Here is a 16,287-nt window from a genome sequence, read left to right on the forward strand (position 1 = left end):
TAGGGATTGCTTCGTACCTCGCAATGACGCTTTTTATTTGATTAGCTGATTTTATAAAGATCAATTTGGCACATCGTAATGATATATCGGCGAAAAAACTCCTTCACTTGTAGTGTAGTAGCCTTTACCATCGGGCTGAAAACCTATCGCCTCGCCCTGTTTTTCAACTTTATATACGAGCTCGCGTGGTTTACGTACCATGGTTTCCCATATGGGTTCGTTATGCTGGCGGCGCCAGTAGTAAACTTTGTCGTAACTTTTTAGCAGGATCTGCTGCCCATCTTTAGAGATATCGCCGGCCGTGATCCATTTAAAAGGTTTAAAACCCGCGAAGAACAATTTGCAGCGCTTGGTTAATACTGTTGTTGTATTGGCCTGGTATTTTAACGGACTGGTGTAAACCGCAACGGTATCACCTCTTTTGCTTACAATGATCAATTGTTTGCCTATCGGATCAATCATCAACGTCTCCGCATCTTTAGGGCCATCCGGATATTTAAAATCTGCCCGTACAGCTTGTGTGTTTGTAATAGCCTTATCACCTGTAGCCCATGATTTTTTTTCGGCCATGCGGTAAACTGTAATATATGGCCTGTTTTGATTGTTATCGCCTATATCGCCAAGGTAAACGTAGCTTTTACCTTTTTCCGGTCCGGGGCCAACATCAATATCTTCACAATCCTGTACACCCAGCTTTTGAGTACTATCTCCCTTAAAATAAATGGTTGATTTAAGTTTGCCTTCGGCTGTTATAGCAAAAAAACGACTGGTATCGCCGCTATCGTTATGTACATAGTAGATATCGGGACTAATAGACGATGCCGCAATACCCGACGTTTCATCCATCTCTTTATCATTCAGCGTGCCTGTAATATCCTGCCTGTCAAAAAGCCTGTGCTTGGCAAAGGCCCCCATGAAAAGCAGGGATACAAGGGGTATTAGTATATTTAATTTTTTTGACCGGCTCATTCTGTTTCTTGCAAACAATAACGCAAATAAAGCGCATTAGTATGAAGTTGACATTAATTATTTGATTTTGTTACGATTATATGAAATTAAGTAACAAACAGGGCAAATGGTGCACAATATTCGTACCATGAAACATTTATGCCGATTCAAAAGCATGTAATAAAGCATTTTGCCGGAATATTTCTGCAGGGGTACGGTAATCGGCCAGTTCAAGCTCCTGAACATATTTGCAATTACAGGGATGCCCGGGTTCAATAAAAACAGGCATATCATAGCCCAGTTGCTGGTAATATAGAGTGATGAACGCCTTTACGGGCAGGTCGTTTGCTGCAGAAACAACATCAGGCGTAAGTTTTTTAAGGGCTTTAAAAGTAACTTAATTTCGCAAAGCCTGAAGTTATCATAAAGCGGGATCCAGCGTATTACATCGTCAATATCAACTGCTATGGCATTATGTTTTACTCCACTAAGGACGCCAATATTGACTTCGCTATTGTTTAAAAGACTAATGACCATAACCTGCTGACCGATATAACGGCTAAAAATAATGAGCTGGGCTGCCACACTTATAGATTTCATTTTGCTAATTTTATTAGCAAAATACGAAGATTAGTTAGTGAGATGCAAGGGGAAATGTGAAAAAACATTAGTAGATTTATTCTATTGATCCTAAATCTTATGAGTAAAATAAATGTTCATTTACTGTTTATATCTGCCTTATTTATCATGACTTCAGCTTGTTCAAAAAAGAACAATGAACCTCATTGGAAACGTTCCGATGGCTATGTGCCTAATGCTGCAACCGCCATTAAAATAGCCGAAGCAGTTTTGCCTAATATTTATGGAGAACAGGTGAATGATAAAAAACCTTTCAGAGCTACCTTGGTGGATGGTAGTATATGGGTTATTAACGGCACGTTATCATCTAATTTGGATGGTGGGGTTCCTCATATTGAAATTCAAAAAAGTGACGGTAGAATAACTAAAATTATTCACGGGAAATGATTGAATTAGTCCATCGCTACCGCAAGCGTCCTCGCTTGTGGGTATCATGCTAAGCTATGCGAGAGGCTAATCAGGTTGTATACCTAAACGCGGGACACAAGCGGGGACGCTTGCGGCAGCGGGTGCTACCAACAAAAAAGGGCCTTTTAAGGCCCTTTTTGTTTTATTATTTCTCAACGTCTATAAGCTCCGGCGTTGTTGCTTCGGACTTGGTGAGGTCAATATCCGGTTTTGAAATATCTGTTAGCGCTACGCGGCCACGGTCTTTACGCAGGATACGGTTAAACAACGAGATCTCCCTGTCGAACAAAAACTGGAAAAACAGTTTGGTCCATGAGGTATGATAGTATAATGTATCGTAATATTCCGGGGCAGTTTTCCTGATCTCGGGAAGTTTATTCCATGGGATAGAAGGAAAATCATGATGCTCGTTGTGGAAGCCCACATTAAATGCTACCGCGTTAAAATTGCCATAATAGCTGTATGTTTCCTGTTCTTCGGTAACGGTAAGGTAATGTTCCTGAATCCAGCGTGCGCCCAGTGGGTGCAGGCCAACCGAAAACGAGAAGCTTAACAGCAGGAACGCTACGGCATGCCAGCCCATAAAGTAAGCAATTGCAGTTGTAAATGCTGCCTGTAATAACCAGTTTGTCAGGATCCAGCCGTCAAAAGGATGGATTTCCCTTAAACGTGACAAACGGAACAATTGAAATACCGGGAAAAACAGCAGCCAGATTGCTTTACCAAAAAATGAATTGCTGATCAGTTTTGCTTCCCAGCGGTTTGGCAAATCGGCATCAAGCTCATGAACGCCTTGAAAGGAGTGATGTTTGATATGGTATTTTTCGAATGAAATAGCGCTTGGCAATATCTGCGGTAAATTGGCAAACATGGATGCCCAGCGGTTTGCGTTACGGTTTTTAAACAGCAGCTGGTGTGTACATTCGTGGATCATTACAAACAATGCGTGATCGGCAAAAGCGCCAAGTAAATAGGCAGCTCCAAAAACTATCCACCATGATTGATCACGTACAAACCAGGCTAAAACAACCTGGAAAGCTACTAAACCAACTATGGCCCATATGGTTTTTGGGTTTTTGCCTATAAGCTTTCGCAGTTGCGGAAACTCCTTCAAGATTTTTTTTGTGCGGATACGATGAGGTTCAGACTCCTGGGAATAAACAAAATCAGTCTTTTTAATCATATAGTGTTAAAACGTTAAATATAACGATAACGTACACAAAAGTTCATTGTTTTGTAAAAATTAATTAGTAATATTAGGAATAAACAAAATCTTCACGATCATTTCATATAAATTTTATATACAATTTACGTTAGTTTTGCTTAAAAACAAGCACTTTAAAAGTATTTGGAACGGCTTTACGTGTGCCGGGTTCAAACTGTGCAACGCTCAAATAAATTTTGTGGGTTTTGGCATCAAGTGCCATGGTGCGCGCCCTTTCGGCGGTTTTTAGGGTTTGGATCACCTCATATTCATCAGCCGATTTTTGTTTGATGATGGTAGTGGTGCCATCGCCGCATGAGCAAAATATCAGTTTGGTTTCAGGATCGTAAACTACAGCGTCAACACCGGCACCAATAGGCAGGGTAGCAGTCACTTTACCTGTTTTGATATCAACAACACTTACCCCTTTATTTTCACGGCAAACGGTAAACAATTTCTGATTAGCGGCATCAAGCGCTAAGCCCGTCGGGCCACCACAGGGGGCAAGGGGGTAGTTTTTAATCACCTTAAGGCTTTTGCTGTCTATAACATCCAGGCTGCTTTTATCTTCAAGGTTATTGTAGATTTTACCTTTACCGTCCGATACTGCAAACTCAGGACCGCCGCCAAGTGCTATGGTACTAACCTGTTTCAGTGTTGCCGGGTTAATTACCGATGAATTATCGCTTTCGCCGTTGAAGGTAAACACCCGGTCGGAGTAGGGGTCATACATAATGGCATCCGGGCCATTAGCATCGGTAAGGGCAATGGTAGTTATGGTTTTAAATGTTTTGAGATCGAAAACTACTACCGCATTTGCCTTGCCATCACTAATGAAACCACGATTAAGTTTATTTACAATGGCTATACCGTGAACGCCTTTCATGTTATCAATAACGCCAACCGGCTTTTCGGTATCCAGGTTAATAACATTTACAGCAGTACCATGCGATACATAAAGATTACGGTTGATCTTGTCGATAGCCAGGTAGTCGTAACCGCCATCACCCGGTAGCGCGATGGTTTTATCGGCCACATAGGATTGCGCGTTCAGTTTAAAAGGAGTTATACCTGCAATAAGCAAGGCTACGGCCAAAATTTGCTTTTTCATTTTTCGGGAGTGTTTATTGCCATGAAATTAAGTCCCGAATCTGTAAAAATGCTGTGTTAACCGCGGTGGCTTTCATTAATTTCGTTCAAATGAGTGGTAAACCCTTTGCGGTACAATATACGTAGCATTGCCGGTAAAACAATAAGCAGTAATGGCAACGCCGCTAAAAATCCACCTATAACCGCAATAGCCAGTGGCTGATGTAATTGTGCGCCGGCACCTATGCCTAAAGCAAGCGGCAACAGGGCTATAATGGCCCCCAAAGCGGTCATCAGTTTTGGTCTTAAACGGGTACTGATGGCAAAGGTTATAGCGGCGTCAATGTTTTTATTTTCATTTTCGATAGTGCTTTCCTTAAACTGCAGGAAGGTGAAAATGGCATTTTCGCCAATAATGCCTACAATCATGATCAACCCTGTATAGCTGCCCACATTCAGCGGCGTACCGGTAATAAATAAGGCCAGGAAGCTGCCGGCGATACCTAAAATGCCAATCACCAAAATGAGGAGCGCTATCCTGAACTGCCTGAACAGGAATAATATCACACCAAAAACCAGTAAACAGGCAGTTATGAGGATGATAAGCAACTCTTTAAATGACTGCTGCTGTTGGGCGTAAGCGCCACCATATTCCACATGATAGCCGGTTGGCAGGTTTACGTTATCATGGATTGTTTTTTGAATGGCCGTTATTACGGTACCCAGGTCGCTGCCTTCCAGTCTGGCACTTACTACGTTCATGCTTTGCAGGTTTTCGCGGTTGATCTCGGCATCGCCGGGTCTTAACTCTACCGAAGCGAGTTCGGTTATAGGGATGAGTTTGCCGTTGGGTAAAAATATGTGAAGGTTATGGATATCATTCACGTTAAGCGAGCGGTTACCCGGGTAAACCATGCGGATGGGTGAAAGTTGTTCTTTTTCCAGTAAGCTGCCTATTACATTACCTTCCAGCGCGGTTTGGATCTGCATTTGCAAATCGGCAGCTGTAATTCCATACTGTGCGATTTTGCTGTAATGAGGTTGAATGCTTACCGAAGGACCGGCGATAACAATACCCGGCAGCACATCGGCAGTGCCTTTTACTTTTTCAACCAGCCCGGCTATCTGCCTTGACAGGTTTTGCAATGTTTGCTGATTATCACCAAATACTTTGATCTCGATAGGTTCGGCCGATGTGGTCAGGTCGCCAAGCATATCGGATATCACCTGGCCAAACTCAACCTGCAGCGCGGGTTGGGTTTCTTCAACCATTTTGCGCAAATCGCTGATCACCTCTTCGGTGCTTTTGGTGCGATCTTTTTTTAGCTGTATAAGATAATCGCCGCTGTTAGGCTCTGTAATAAAAAAGCCCATTTGTGTACCCGTGCGGCGCGAATAGGCAGTTACATCCGGATGTTTTATGATCTGCTTTTCTATCTGGCGCAACATCCGGTCGGTTTCTTCCAGTGATGTTCCCGGAGGTGATTTATAGTCGAGCACGATGGCGCCTTCGTCCATATCAGGCAGAAATCCTGTTTCCAGCAATGGGGGGACAATCACAATTACGGCAGCCAACGCGGCAATAATAATAATGCTTACATAAGGGCGCAGGATAAAGAAGCTTACCCACTTTTGTTGCTTAACTGTGTGTATTTCTTCTGCCTTGGCTTTTGCTGTATTTAATTTAGGCTTACGTGTTACGAGCAGGTAAATTACCGGTAAACCGATCCAGGTTACAAAGAATGAACTCAGCAAGGTAATAATCATGGTATCGGTAAGTACCTTGAAATAGGCCCCGGCCACACCCGTCATCAAAACAAAAGGAATAAAAATTACGATGGTACTGATAGATGAACCCACCATGGCTGGGAAAAGGTAATCAATAGCCTTGCGTACCAAATGGCTGCTCAACTCGTCCGGGTGTTCTTCGTGTACCCGATGGATCTGTTCAACCACCACAATGGCGTCATCAATAATTAACCCTATGGATGCTGCGATAGCACCCAGCGTCATGATATTAAAAGTATAGCCAAGCCAGTACAATATGAGCAGTGTAAGCCCGAGTGTAACCGGGATGGTAATCAATATGGTAATACTTGCTTTGAAGGACCTTAAGAAGATAACCGCCACAATAATAGCCAGGAGCAAGCCTACCCAAAGGCTGTCGCTTACGCTCCTAACCGAGTCGTTCACAAAATCGGCCTGAATATAATATGGCCGGATACTTACACCCCGCGGGAGTAGTTTTTTCAGCGCGTCAATCTTATCGGCCATATCATTACTAACCGAAATGAGGTTGGCATTGGGTTGCTTTACTACGGCTATCAGTACCCCATCGTGCCCGTTGGCGTTGATGCGGGTATACTCAATCCCTTCGTTAACCTGGATGCTTGCAAAATCCTTGAGCCGTACTATCCTTTTACGGTTGTTGCTGATCACAAGGTCTTCCAGCTGATCTTTGGCGTTGATGGTAGCATCAGTAACAGTGAGGTACATGCGCTTATAATCAGACAGGTAACCCTCTGATTTTACAAAATTGGTAGTAGCAAGCGTATTGCTGATAATATCAGGCGTAAGGCCTAATGAGGTCATTTTTTGCTGATCGAGTGTGAGCCAGTATTCTTTGAGTTTACCGCCGATTACCCTGATCTCCGATACCCCGTCGACCTGCGACAGGAATGGTTTTACCGTGTAAGTAGCTAATTGCCTTAATTCGATAGGGGACAGGTTATGGCTTTCCAGTGTGTACCCGCTTACCGGTAAAATGGAAGGGTTCATTTTGGCTACGCTGATATTTACATCGGCAGGAAGGTCATTCTTGATCTGGTCGATGCTCGACTGGATACGCTGCTGGCTCAGGTCGATATCGGCATTCCAGTTGAGCAGGGCCGAAATTTCACAGCTTCCCCTGCTGGTAGTACTGCGTACCAGTTGCAGATCCGGCACCTGCTTAATGGCATTTTCCAGGGGTTTGGTAACCGTAACCATCATTTTATTTACCGGCTGTAGGCCCTCGTCGGCAATGATTTTGATCTTTGGGAAAGTGATTTCAGGAAAAAGCGAAGTTTGCAGTTTTGAATAGGCAAACAAACCGCCCATAATAATCAGGGCAAGTACCAGGCCTAAAGGCTTGCGGTGGGTTATGAAGTAATTTTTTCGCTGGTTCATAGTATAAACCCCACTCAACCCGCTCAGCCAATCGGCGGAAAGGTTTAACATAGCTCTCTGATCGTGGGATGGTCAGAAAGTTTTCTTGTATCTCTTTTTTAAAGCTCTCTTAAAAGTCTTCCCTTTAAGGGAGATTTAGAGGGGCTTACTCTACAATTTTCACTTTAGCAGTATCTGCCAGTCCATAATTACCTGTTGCTACAATTTTATCGCCTGGCGAAAATTTGGGGGTTAAAATTTCCACTCTGCCGCCGGCTTCAATGCCTTTGGTTATGGCAGTTTTTACAGCGGTAGTAGGATTGATCAGCTTCATTACCCAAAACTCCGTTTGTGTTTCATTGCTTAGTATGGCCGATTTTGGAAGAGATAGCGTATGCGGGCGTATCGACTTAATGATCCGCGCTTTGGCCACCAAATTTTCGGGGATAGGGTTGGCGCTGTTCACCTTAAGCACAATACCCTGGGTTTGCGATAGTGAATCAACAGCGGGCATTGATGAGCTTACCTGTGCCATCAGTTTTTCGCCGCCAGGAAGTATAAGTTGTACGGTCTGGTTGTTTTTTACATAGCTACGCAGTTCATAGGGTAATTGCATCACAAATACAAAGCTTGAGCGGTCGCTGATCACGGCAAGCTGCTCGCCATCCTGCACATAATCGCCTTGTTGATGGTTGAGTTGGGTAACGTAGCCATTACCGGCAGCTTTTATTTTATTTACGCCCGAAAACTTAAACGTAGTGTCCAGCACATTGATGCTGTTGCCAATGCTTTGCGCTTCCTTGGTTTTTATGCTGAATAAAAACTCGCCTTTATTTACATAGTGCCCCGGCAGGATGTTTACCTTTTGGATGTAGCCGTTAGCATTAGCCTTCACAATATTTTTTTGCTGAAAAACGGATGTGGCGCTCAGGTCAATGTAATCAACCATAGCACTATCGGCGACTGAGGTTACGGTTACGGGCGTTTGAGCGGCTGTTTCTGCTTCGCCGGTATCATCTGCAGGTTGAGTATTGCCTTTGCAGCTATACAGCAAGGTTAAAAGGCCTGCAAACAGGTATATATGTTTAAATTTCATATTATTTAGTCCAATAATTGAGCTGATTAATGAGCTGCAGCTTATTAATATTGGTTTGTGTTTTAAGGTTTTTTATAGCAAGATAATTGTTAATCGCCAGCACCAGGTCGGCTACCCGCACATCGCCGGTTTGCAGGAGTTGGGTGTCAACTTTTACCAGGCTTTCGGTGTATTTCATCTGGTCATCAATTTGTGCTAACAGCTTTTCGGAACCCTCGATCTGCTGGTTTAACTGTGCAATCTGCTGGCGGTATTGGGTATCAAAAAACGCTTTATAGCTGCGCCGGGTATCCTCTTCTAACGAAAGCTTACGGTACTGGATCTTACGCTGGCCTCCATCATATAATGGCAGGGTAAAACTAAAACCAACGCTGGCCCCGAAGTTTTTATAGGCTGGTCCGCTCAGGAAATCAGAATTGTAACCGCCGTCGGCCAGCAGGTTGATCTTGGGCTTGTAGCTGAAATCAACTAATGCACGGCTATTCACCAGTTTAAGGCTATCCGTTTTATACTGGCTGAAAAAGATGCTGTTGCTGATATCGGCCCGGATAGTTTTTTGAATACCGGGATCCTGCAATTCGATGTAACTGGTATCGGCAATGCCGGTTAAATAGTTAAGCGTTGTATAGTCATTTTTATATTGCAGCCTTGCCTGCGACAGGGTTAGTTCCTGCTGCTTAAGGGTAACCAGAAAAGTAAGGTAATCGCTTTGGCGGTAAACATTGGTGCGGGTCAGTTTTTTAAGCAGCGCTTCCTCCCGGTTAAGCAGGGTGATCACTTCCTGGTTAAATTTTACCTGCTGCAGGCTGCCAAATGCGGCGATGTATTGCGCGGTGACTGCTTTTTTCAGATCCTGCTCAGAGATCTTAGCGGTATTGAGCACCGATTGCGATTGCAGCTTAACTGCATCTATCTGCGCGGCGATATTTTTTTTGCTATCCAGCGATTGATTAATACCCAATAGTGCATTGAGTGTATGTTCGTTGGTTATAGCAGGCGCATAACCATAGCCGCCGGCAACCGGGGCATAAAGTCCTGCACTGTTAGCGCTAACCTGTGGCCTGTAACCTGCCCTGATCCGGAGGCTGTCCAATTGGCCTGAAGCAACCTGGTTTTGCAGGTCTTTTAATAGCGGACTGTTGTTTTTGGCAAGCTCCAAATAATGTTCAAGATTGTAGGTTTGTGCCTGTGTAGCAGCACTAAGCAGGCAAAATAAAAAGCCGATAACCCATTTTATCCGGATGGTCAAAATAATGCGTATTGTGTTAAATAATAGCTAAGCTACACGATAATTCTGGAAAAAATTGGTAGGGGCGGTGTAACAAATTTAAAAGTTAACCGTGAAGATATGATAAGGTGCTTTATAACTGTAAACCAGCTGATAACCCAAACTTTCGCAGATCTGTTTGGATATGGTAAGCCCCAGCCCGCTGCCTTCAGATGTGGATGCTTTATGAAAGCGGGTAAAGATATTTTCAGGATTTAAGGCTACCTGTTCGCCGGTGTTTTTGATGGTTAAATTTTCGGCTGTGAGGCTGATGATGATCTCGCCGCCTGTACGGTTATGCCGAACCGCGTTGATGATGAGGTTATTTAATAATATCTCAATAAGGTAATTGCTGGCATCAATTTCCTTTTCGCCAATTGTTGAAATAACTGTTATTTCTTTGTCGTGGAAAATATCTTCTAATTGATACAGCAAATCATCTATAAGTTCCTGTAAATCCAGGTGCTGGCGGTCATTCAGTAGTTTGTTCTCAATCTTGACCAGTAATAACAATGATTGATTAAGCCGGCTCAGGCGCGATACCGCGCTGTAAAGGTCATTGAGTAACTTGCTTTGATGCTCACTAAAGTTTTCTGTCTGGATCAGGGTGTCCAACTTGGAGTTGATCACAGCGATAGGGGTAAGTAATTCGTGCGAGGCGTTTTCGGTAAATGTTTTAAGGTCTTTATAGTCTTTTTTTACCCTTTCGGCCATGGCGGTAACTTCGGCTTGGAGTTCGTTAAACTCGTCGATAGTAGTATTGGGAGATGGCATTTCGCGGCTGTCGGTAACGTTGAATAGTTTCAACTCGCTCAGGATACTGTAAAATGGCTGCCAAAGCCGGCTCAATATGAGGCGATTGGTAATTACCAGCACCAGCAGCAGTAATAAGATAACGCCAATGGTAATGCCGAAGATGATCTGGATCAGGTCTTCCGTTTCTACTTTCGATTCAACTATCAGAATTTTATAATACCTGTCGCCAACTGTCACCGAACTGACCAGGCCGCGGCCTGATTCCGGCTCGTCTTTTTCGCGGTAATAAGTAGTGTTAAAAAAATCGCGTTTAACCGAGTTAGGATCGGCCGAAACAAAGGTGATCCGCTGGTCTTTCGAGTCAAAAACCTGGGGCAGGTGGTGATTGAGCTTTACATAATCAAAAACTTCCTGCTCTTCAACCTTAAGTGAATTGTCTTTTTGATTAGTAAGGATGAGGCTGATAGCCTGGTAATAAATAACGCCCGTTATCAGCATGATAACGATAGTAGCAATTAAATTTACCCGGTTATACCTTTCCGAAAGCTTCATTATTGATCGGCAAATTTGTAACCCATGCCATAGGCTGCATAAATATAATCCTTACCGCCGGCTTCCATTATTTTTTTGCGGATGTTTTTGATGTGCGAATAAATAAAGTCGAAATTATTGGCCAGGTCGATGCCATCGCCCCATAAATGTTCGGCAATGGCGTTTTTTGAAATTACTTTGCCTTTATTGGAGATGAAATAGATGAGCAATGCAAACTCCTTGCGGGTAAACTTTACCGGCGTGCCGTTTACAGCTACGGTTTTAGCCATCAGGTCGATACTGAGCTCGTTAAAGTTAAGCACGTTGCTGCCATTGAACATTTTACGCCTGATGATGGCAGATACCCTTGCCTTCAATTCCGACAGGTGAAAGGGTTTTACCAGATAATCATCGGCACCCAGGTCAAGGCCCTGGAGGCGGTCATCGAGCGAATTTTTGGCCGATATAATGAGCACACCGTCGGTATAATTATTGGCTTTAAGCTTTTTTAATATATCAATACCATTACCTCCGGGCAGGGTGATATCCAGCAGGATGCAATCGTAACGGTATAATTCAACCTTAGCGAGCGCTGCTGCATAGCTGGCCGCGGTTTCACAAATGTTACCGGCTTCGGTAAAATATTCTTCAATACTTTCGCGCAGGCCTTCTTCGTCTTCGATGATGAGTATTTTCAAAACGTTTTTTTGATAAAGTTAAAACGCCAATTTGTACAGATTCTGGATTTTGAGTACGACTGACAGCTATCTCACAGATTTTGTACAGAATGCCTAAGCAAATTTGCATTTAGCTTGTTGCAAGTTAAATACAAAATCTGATCATTATGTGGTGGATCTACGCATTACTTTCGGCACTGTTTGCAGCGCTTACAGCCATTTTTGCCAAAATAGGGATTAAAGGAGTTGATACCGATCTCGCTACGGCCATCCGCACCGTCATAATCCTAATCCTGGCCTGGGCCATAGCACTTTTTAAAGGAACTCATGGCGGTATCGGCAGTCTTACTAAAACCAACTGGACTTTCCTCATCTTGTCTGGCTGTGCAACCGGCCTTTCATGGATTTGTTATTTCCGCGCCCTGCAATTGGGCAAGGTAAGCCAGGTTGCGCCGGTTGATAAACTAAGTGTTGCTTTGGCCATCGCGCTTTCTGTTATTTTCCTCGGCGAACCCTTAACTTTAAAAAACGCTATAGGCGCGCTGCTTATCATCGGCGGCACAATTGTATTGATTTTCTAATCTTTTTGTAACATGCTCATATACAATGTAACAAGCATATATACATAACAAAAACATATTGTAACAAATACACTTCAATACCATTTAATTCAGATTTAATCCAATCTTTCTTATAAAATTTGTGGTTCCAAACACCCGTATTTTATAATGAAATCTGTTTTTTTGATATTATTTTCTTTTATTTTTTTAACCACCTTACACGCCCAAACTGCCCCCGGAGCCAAGGGGAAAATCACCGGTAAAGTTACCGATGCCACTACAAAGCTGCCGGTTGACTATGCCACCGTATCTGTATTTAAACAAGGCGCCGCTTCACCCTTCAATGGCATCAGCACCGATCCCAAAGGAAATTTTAGCATAAATAACATCCCCGCCGGGGAGTATAAAATAACCGCCGAATTTTTAGGTTATCAGAAAGCAACTATCGAACATGTAATGGTTAAAGATGGAGCCGTATCATTGGGCGAGATCAAATTGGCTCCGGTTGCCAATGAACTAAAAGGCGTAACCATAACTGCCAAAGTACCTACTGTTGAAAACCGGATAGATAAAATGGTTTACAACCCTCAAAACGATTTAAGTGCACAGGGCGGTGTAGCTATTGATGTATTGAAAAAAGTACCGCAGATCACGGTTGATATTGATGGTAATGTGGAGCTTCAGGGCAATGCTAATATCCGTTTTTTGATCAATGGCAAACCATCAAGCATTTTCGGGGCCAGCCTTGCCGATGCTTTGGCCAGCATCCCGGCCAGCCAGATCAAAAGTATTGAGGTGATTACCAGCCCGGGCGCTAAGTATGACGCGGCCGGTACGGGAGGTATCGTAAACATTATCCTGAAAGACAGCAAAGTGCAGGGCATTAACGGCAGCGTTAACCTATCGGCAGGTACCCGCCGCGAAAACGGTTCATTTAACCTGAATGCCCGCAAAGGCAATTTTGGTGTTAATGCTTTTTTTAGCGGTAATGCCCAAATTAATACTAATGCACCTAATACCCGTAACCGCGTATCAACTGATTCGGCCAATAATAAAACTACCTTGTTCCAGCAGGGAAGTAATAACTTTAAACGTAATGGTTACGAATCAGGGATCAATTTTTCGTGGGATATTACCCCTAAAGATCAGCTGACCGCAGGCGTAGGTTTTAACCACTTCGGTAACCATGGCAACGGAATTACCAACCAGGATCAAAGCGAGGTTGACGCAGCAGGTAACCCGATATCTGATATCAGGAGTATCCGTAACTCAAGCAGTAAATTCAGTGGCTACTCAACCGATGTAAGTTTGAATTACAAAAAAACTTTCGCCAAAGAAGGACAGGAGCTTGATGTATTATATTCATCAAGTTTTGGCCGTAATTCGTTCAGTTCGTTCCAGCGGCAGGATTATGATTCGGGCATAACCTCATCCGGTATCTCCAACAACAATCCGGGTAAGGACAGGGAGACCGATATTTCTGTTGATTATACCCAGCCGGTAAGCAAAAACTTTACACTGGAAACAGGTGGTAAGCTTGTATTTAATCATATTAACAACAACGTTATAACGGATACGCTTTTTGGCGGTAATACCTTTGTGCCTAACCCAAGCCAAACCTATGGTTTTACTTACGACCGTAAAGTGTATGCTTACTACCTGTCGGCATCAACATCGGTATTTGATAAGTTTTTGGATGTGAAAGCTGGTTTAAGGGATGAGTATACCACTACTACAGCCGATTTTCAGGGTGTAAATATCCCATCTTATAATATCCTTGCGCCATCATTGGTTTTCTCTCATAAGTTTGGAAACGGCGGCGAATCACTTAAATTAAGCTACACCCGCCGCATTCAGCGCCCTGATTATGGCGACCTGAACCCTTTCCTGAACATCAGCGACCCGCATAATATCAGCACCGGTAACCCAAATCTTAAACCCGAAAAGGGCGACAACTTTGAGTTGGGTTATAACAAATCATATGATAAGGGAGCCAATATCAACATAGCGGCCTTCTATCGCCGTAATACCGATGATATCCAACAGTTCACTACCTTTTACTCCACGTTTGATGTAAACGGTACTACTTATACCGATGTGTCATTAAACCAGCGTTATAATATAGGCTCGGAGGAGCGCATCGGCATCAATATCTATGCTTCGGTGCCGGTAACCAGTAAGCTAAGCCTGCGTACCAATATGATTTTCAGCGACAGACGCAGCACCAACCCTGGTTTCGCCAATGTAAGCGCTTTCGCGTACCGCCTTAACCTCAACGCGCAATATAGCTTTGGTCATGATTTGAGCGCCGAGTTTTTTGGTAACTACAACTCATCGCAAAAGGGCATCCAGGGTACCAATCCCAAATTTGTGTTTTACAATTTTGCCATGCGCAAAATGTTCATGAATAAAAAAGCAAGCATCGGCCTTACGGCTACCAATCCGTTTGCTAAATATGTGAGTCAAAGCTCATCAACCTTTGGCAGCAACTTTTACTCAACCAACGTGAGGCTGGTGCCGGTACAGTCGTTCGGCATAAGCCTGAGTTATAAGTTTGGCAAGCTTGAATTTAAGAAGGAGCGGGAAAAAGAGAGAAACAATGATCAGGATAATAATGGAGGTGACAATGGCCCTCAAACTGATAAAGGGAAATAACCTCACCCAACCCTCTCCAAAGGAGAGGACTTTAAAAACAAAAAAGCGATTAGTTATCATCGCTTTTTTTGTTTAAAATATCTATTTAAAGCCCTCTCCTTTGGAGAGGGTTGGGTGAGGTTATCCATTCTTGATCAAAATACTTTCAATGATCAGCGTTGTATCTTCACAGCTGTCGGTTGCAGTTTCCATGGCTGCAAAAACGTCGGTGTATTTAATTAATTCGATTGGGTCGTTTTCGTTATTGAGCAGGTCGGCAAAGGCTTTATTATGAACTGAATCGGCCTGGGCCTCCAGTTTTTTGATATTGCTGCAAAGTTCAAAAATCTCTGCCGATTTGCTCAGGTTATTCATCGCGTTAACAGCTTTCTCAAGCTCGGTACTGGTTTTAAGAATCAGTGCCGATAACTCTACCATAGGCTGCGTGATAGCGGGGACATTGTAAAGATTTATCCTGCGGGCGGCCATGGTGATCCTGTCAGCTACGTCATCAATTGCCGATGCCAGGTCGCACATATCCTTACGGTTAAACGGCGAGATCAGCGTCCGGCCCGATTCTGAAAATACCCTGTGTGTTATCTCATAACTCTTAAATTTCAGCTTATCAATATGAGCAAAATTAAACTTTTGCTCGTATGATGTTGAGGCGTTAACGGCTTCATCCAACAGCCTGGCCATTTCGGTAACATTGGCTACAGCAGTGTTGAACAAATCGTAAAAAACCTGGTTTGAGTTCGGAAATATCGATTTTGAGTTAGTGCTCTTCATTGATCTGTCTTATCAGTCGTGAATTTACAGTAGCTATATTAAGCGGATTTTAAAATATGTCACTATAAATTATTCAGCGGATAAAAGTAACCATTAATATGATGCCAAATGTTAAGTTAATGTTAAGAATAGTTAGGCCAATGTAATAAAACAAAATTAGTGATATTATAACTTGTTGATTTAAAGTGAAAAGAAACTCGTATATTGAATGAAGAAAATTGTGTAACATTTAAGTTTAATTAAAACAATCCTGCCATCTGCAGTATTGTATTTATATTAGTCAATCCAATTATGAAAGCCGGGGAAAAGCATTATAAATGCGTAAACAGCAAAACAGGTTACGCCATTTATTACCATTCGCTGGGTAGGGAGCTCAGCAATGAAGAAGTGAAAGCCGAATTAGAAAAAATACGTGCGCGTGTAGCTATTCAAAACGGTATTTACCTTGAAACACTCTACTGGGAAGAAATGAAGCAGGATGCCGAACTGACGCAATAGCAGGCGCGGTTTTGCAAGGGGGTATAACTAATTTAAAATGAGTG

15 protein-coding genes are annotated in these 16,287 nt (G+C 43.1%); 4 read left to right on the forward strand and 11 right to left on the reverse strand.

Going from position 1 to position 16,287, the window contains the following annotated elements; all coding sequences use genetic code 11:
- Positions 1-60 precede the first annotated feature (60 nt).
- The 3 genes from ABIC84_RS17495 to ABIC84_RS17505 all read right to left on the reverse strand — a co-directional run bounded on the left by ABIC84_RS17495 (position 61) and on the right by ABIC84_RS17505 (position 1,548).
- The gene (locus tag ABIC84_RS17495) at positions 61-969 is read right to left on the reverse strand and encodes a hypothetical protein (protein ID WP_429264363.1); all 909 of its coding nucleotides are present in this window, start codon (positions 967-969) and stop codon (positions 61-63) included.
- A 136-nt stretch (positions 970-1,105) separates the two neighbouring features.
- Entirely contained in the window at positions 1,106-1,237 is a 132-nt protein-coding gene (locus ABIC84_RS17500) for a hypothetical protein (RefSeq protein ID WP_429264364.1), read from the reverse strand.
- 41 nt (positions 1,238-1,278) lie between these two features.
- On the reverse strand, positions 1,279-1,548 hold the full coding sequence (locus ABIC84_RS17505) for a hypothetical protein (protein WP_429264365.1): 270 nt from the start codon (positions 1,546-1,548) through the stop codon (positions 1,279-1,281).
- Between the two features lie 99 nt (positions 1,549-1,647).
- Between ABIC84_RS17505 and ABIC84_RS17510 the strand changes: the two genes are divergently transcribed.
- Positions 1,648-1,974 carry a YbbC/YhhH family protein gene (locus ABIC84_RS17510; protein ID WP_429264366.1) on the forward strand — a complete coding sequence of 109 codons (327 nt, stop codon included), beginning with the start codon at positions 1,648-1,650 and terminating at the stop codon, positions 1,972-1,974.
- A gap of 166 nt (positions 1,975-2,140) precedes the next feature.
- On the opposite strand, the gene ABIC84_RS17515 is transcribed toward ABIC84_RS17510, so the two are convergent.
- The 7 genes from ABIC84_RS17515 to ABIC84_RS17545 all read right to left on the reverse strand — a co-directional run bounded on the left by ABIC84_RS17515 (position 2,141) and on the right by ABIC84_RS17545 (position 11,783).
- Positions 2,141-3,178 carry a fatty acid desaturase gene (locus tag ABIC84_RS17515; RefSeq protein ID WP_429264367.1) on the reverse strand — a complete coding sequence of 346 codons (1,038 nt, stop codon included), beginning with the start codon at positions 3,176-3,178 and terminating at the stop codon, positions 2,141-2,143.
- Positions 3,179-3,308: 130 nt separating this feature from the next.
- Positions 3,309-4,310: a YncE family protein gene (locus ABIC84_RS17520; RefSeq protein WP_429264368.1), complete on the reverse strand. Its 1,002-nt coding sequence runs from the start codon at positions 4,308-4,310 to the stop codon at positions 3,309-3,311.
- Positions 4,311-4,366: 56 nt separating this feature from the next.
- Entirely contained in the window at positions 4,367-7,456 is a 3,090-nt protein-coding gene (locus ABIC84_RS17525; protein ID WP_429264369.1) for an efflux RND transporter permease subunit, read from the reverse strand.
- Between the two features lie 145 nt (positions 7,457-7,601).
- Positions 7,602-8,531, reverse strand: coding sequence for an efflux RND transporter periplasmic adaptor subunit (locus ABIC84_RS17530; protein ID WP_429264370.1), 930 nt, complete (start codon positions 8,529-8,531; stop codon positions 7,602-7,604).
- A gap of 1 nt (position 8,532) precedes the next feature.
- A complete protein-coding gene (locus ABIC84_RS17535) occupies positions 8,533-9,780 on the reverse strand; it encodes a TolC family protein (RefSeq protein ID WP_429264371.1) in 1,248 nt (415 codons plus the stop codon).
- A gap of 78 nt (positions 9,781-9,858) precedes the next feature.
- Positions 9,859-11,106: a sensor histidine kinase gene (locus ABIC84_RS17540; RefSeq protein WP_429264372.1), complete on the reverse strand. Its 1,248-nt coding sequence runs from the start codon at positions 11,104-11,106 to the stop codon at positions 9,859-9,861.
- Complete coding sequence (locus ABIC84_RS17545; RefSeq protein WP_090528286.1) at positions 11,106-11,783, reverse strand: response regulator transcription factor; 678 nt, start codon at positions 11,781-11,783, stop codon at positions 11,106-11,108. Before ABIC84_RS17545 ends, ABIC84_RS17540 begins: the two co-directional genes overlap by 1 nt.
- 146 nt (positions 11,784-11,929) lie before the next feature.
- On the opposite strand from ABIC84_RS17545, the gene ABIC84_RS17550 reads away from it, so the two are divergent.
- Both ABIC84_RS17550 and ABIC84_RS17555 read left to right on the forward strand, forming a co-directional pair.
- Positions 11,930-12,343, forward strand: coding sequence for an EamA family transporter (locus tag ABIC84_RS17550; RefSeq protein ID WP_129571406.1), 414 nt, complete (start codon positions 11,930-11,932; stop codon positions 12,341-12,343).
- 147 nt (positions 12,344-12,490) lie between these two features.
- Positions 12,491-14,977 (forward strand): TonB-dependent receptor domain-containing protein, encoded by a 2,487-nt coding sequence (locus ABIC84_RS17555; protein ID WP_429264373.1) that lies wholly within the window; start codon positions 12,491-12,493, stop codon positions 14,975-14,977.
- A 120-nt stretch (positions 14,978-15,097) separates the two neighbouring features.
- Here the strand turns inward: ABIC84_RS17555 and ABIC84_RS17560 are convergent, their stop codons facing one another.
- On the reverse strand, positions 15,098-15,745 hold the full coding sequence (locus tag ABIC84_RS17560) for a DUF47 domain-containing protein (protein ID WP_426585372.1): 648 nt from the start codon (positions 15,743-15,745) through the stop codon (positions 15,098-15,100).
- 291 nt (positions 15,746-16,036) lie between these two features.
- On the opposite strand from ABIC84_RS17560, the gene ABIC84_RS17565 reads away from it, so the two are divergent.
- Positions 16,037-16,243: a hypothetical protein gene (locus tag ABIC84_RS17565; protein ID WP_090528273.1), complete on the forward strand. Its 207-nt coding sequence runs from the start codon at positions 16,037-16,039 to the stop codon at positions 16,241-16,243.
- Positions 16,244-16,287 lie beyond the last annotated feature (44 nt).

Origin of the sequence: Mucilaginibacter sp. 3215, from assembly GCF_050433785.1 — a bacterium.
In the GTDB taxonomy this organism is placed as follows: domain Bacteria; phylum Bacteroidota; class Bacteroidia; order Sphingobacteriales; family Sphingobacteriaceae; genus Mucilaginibacter.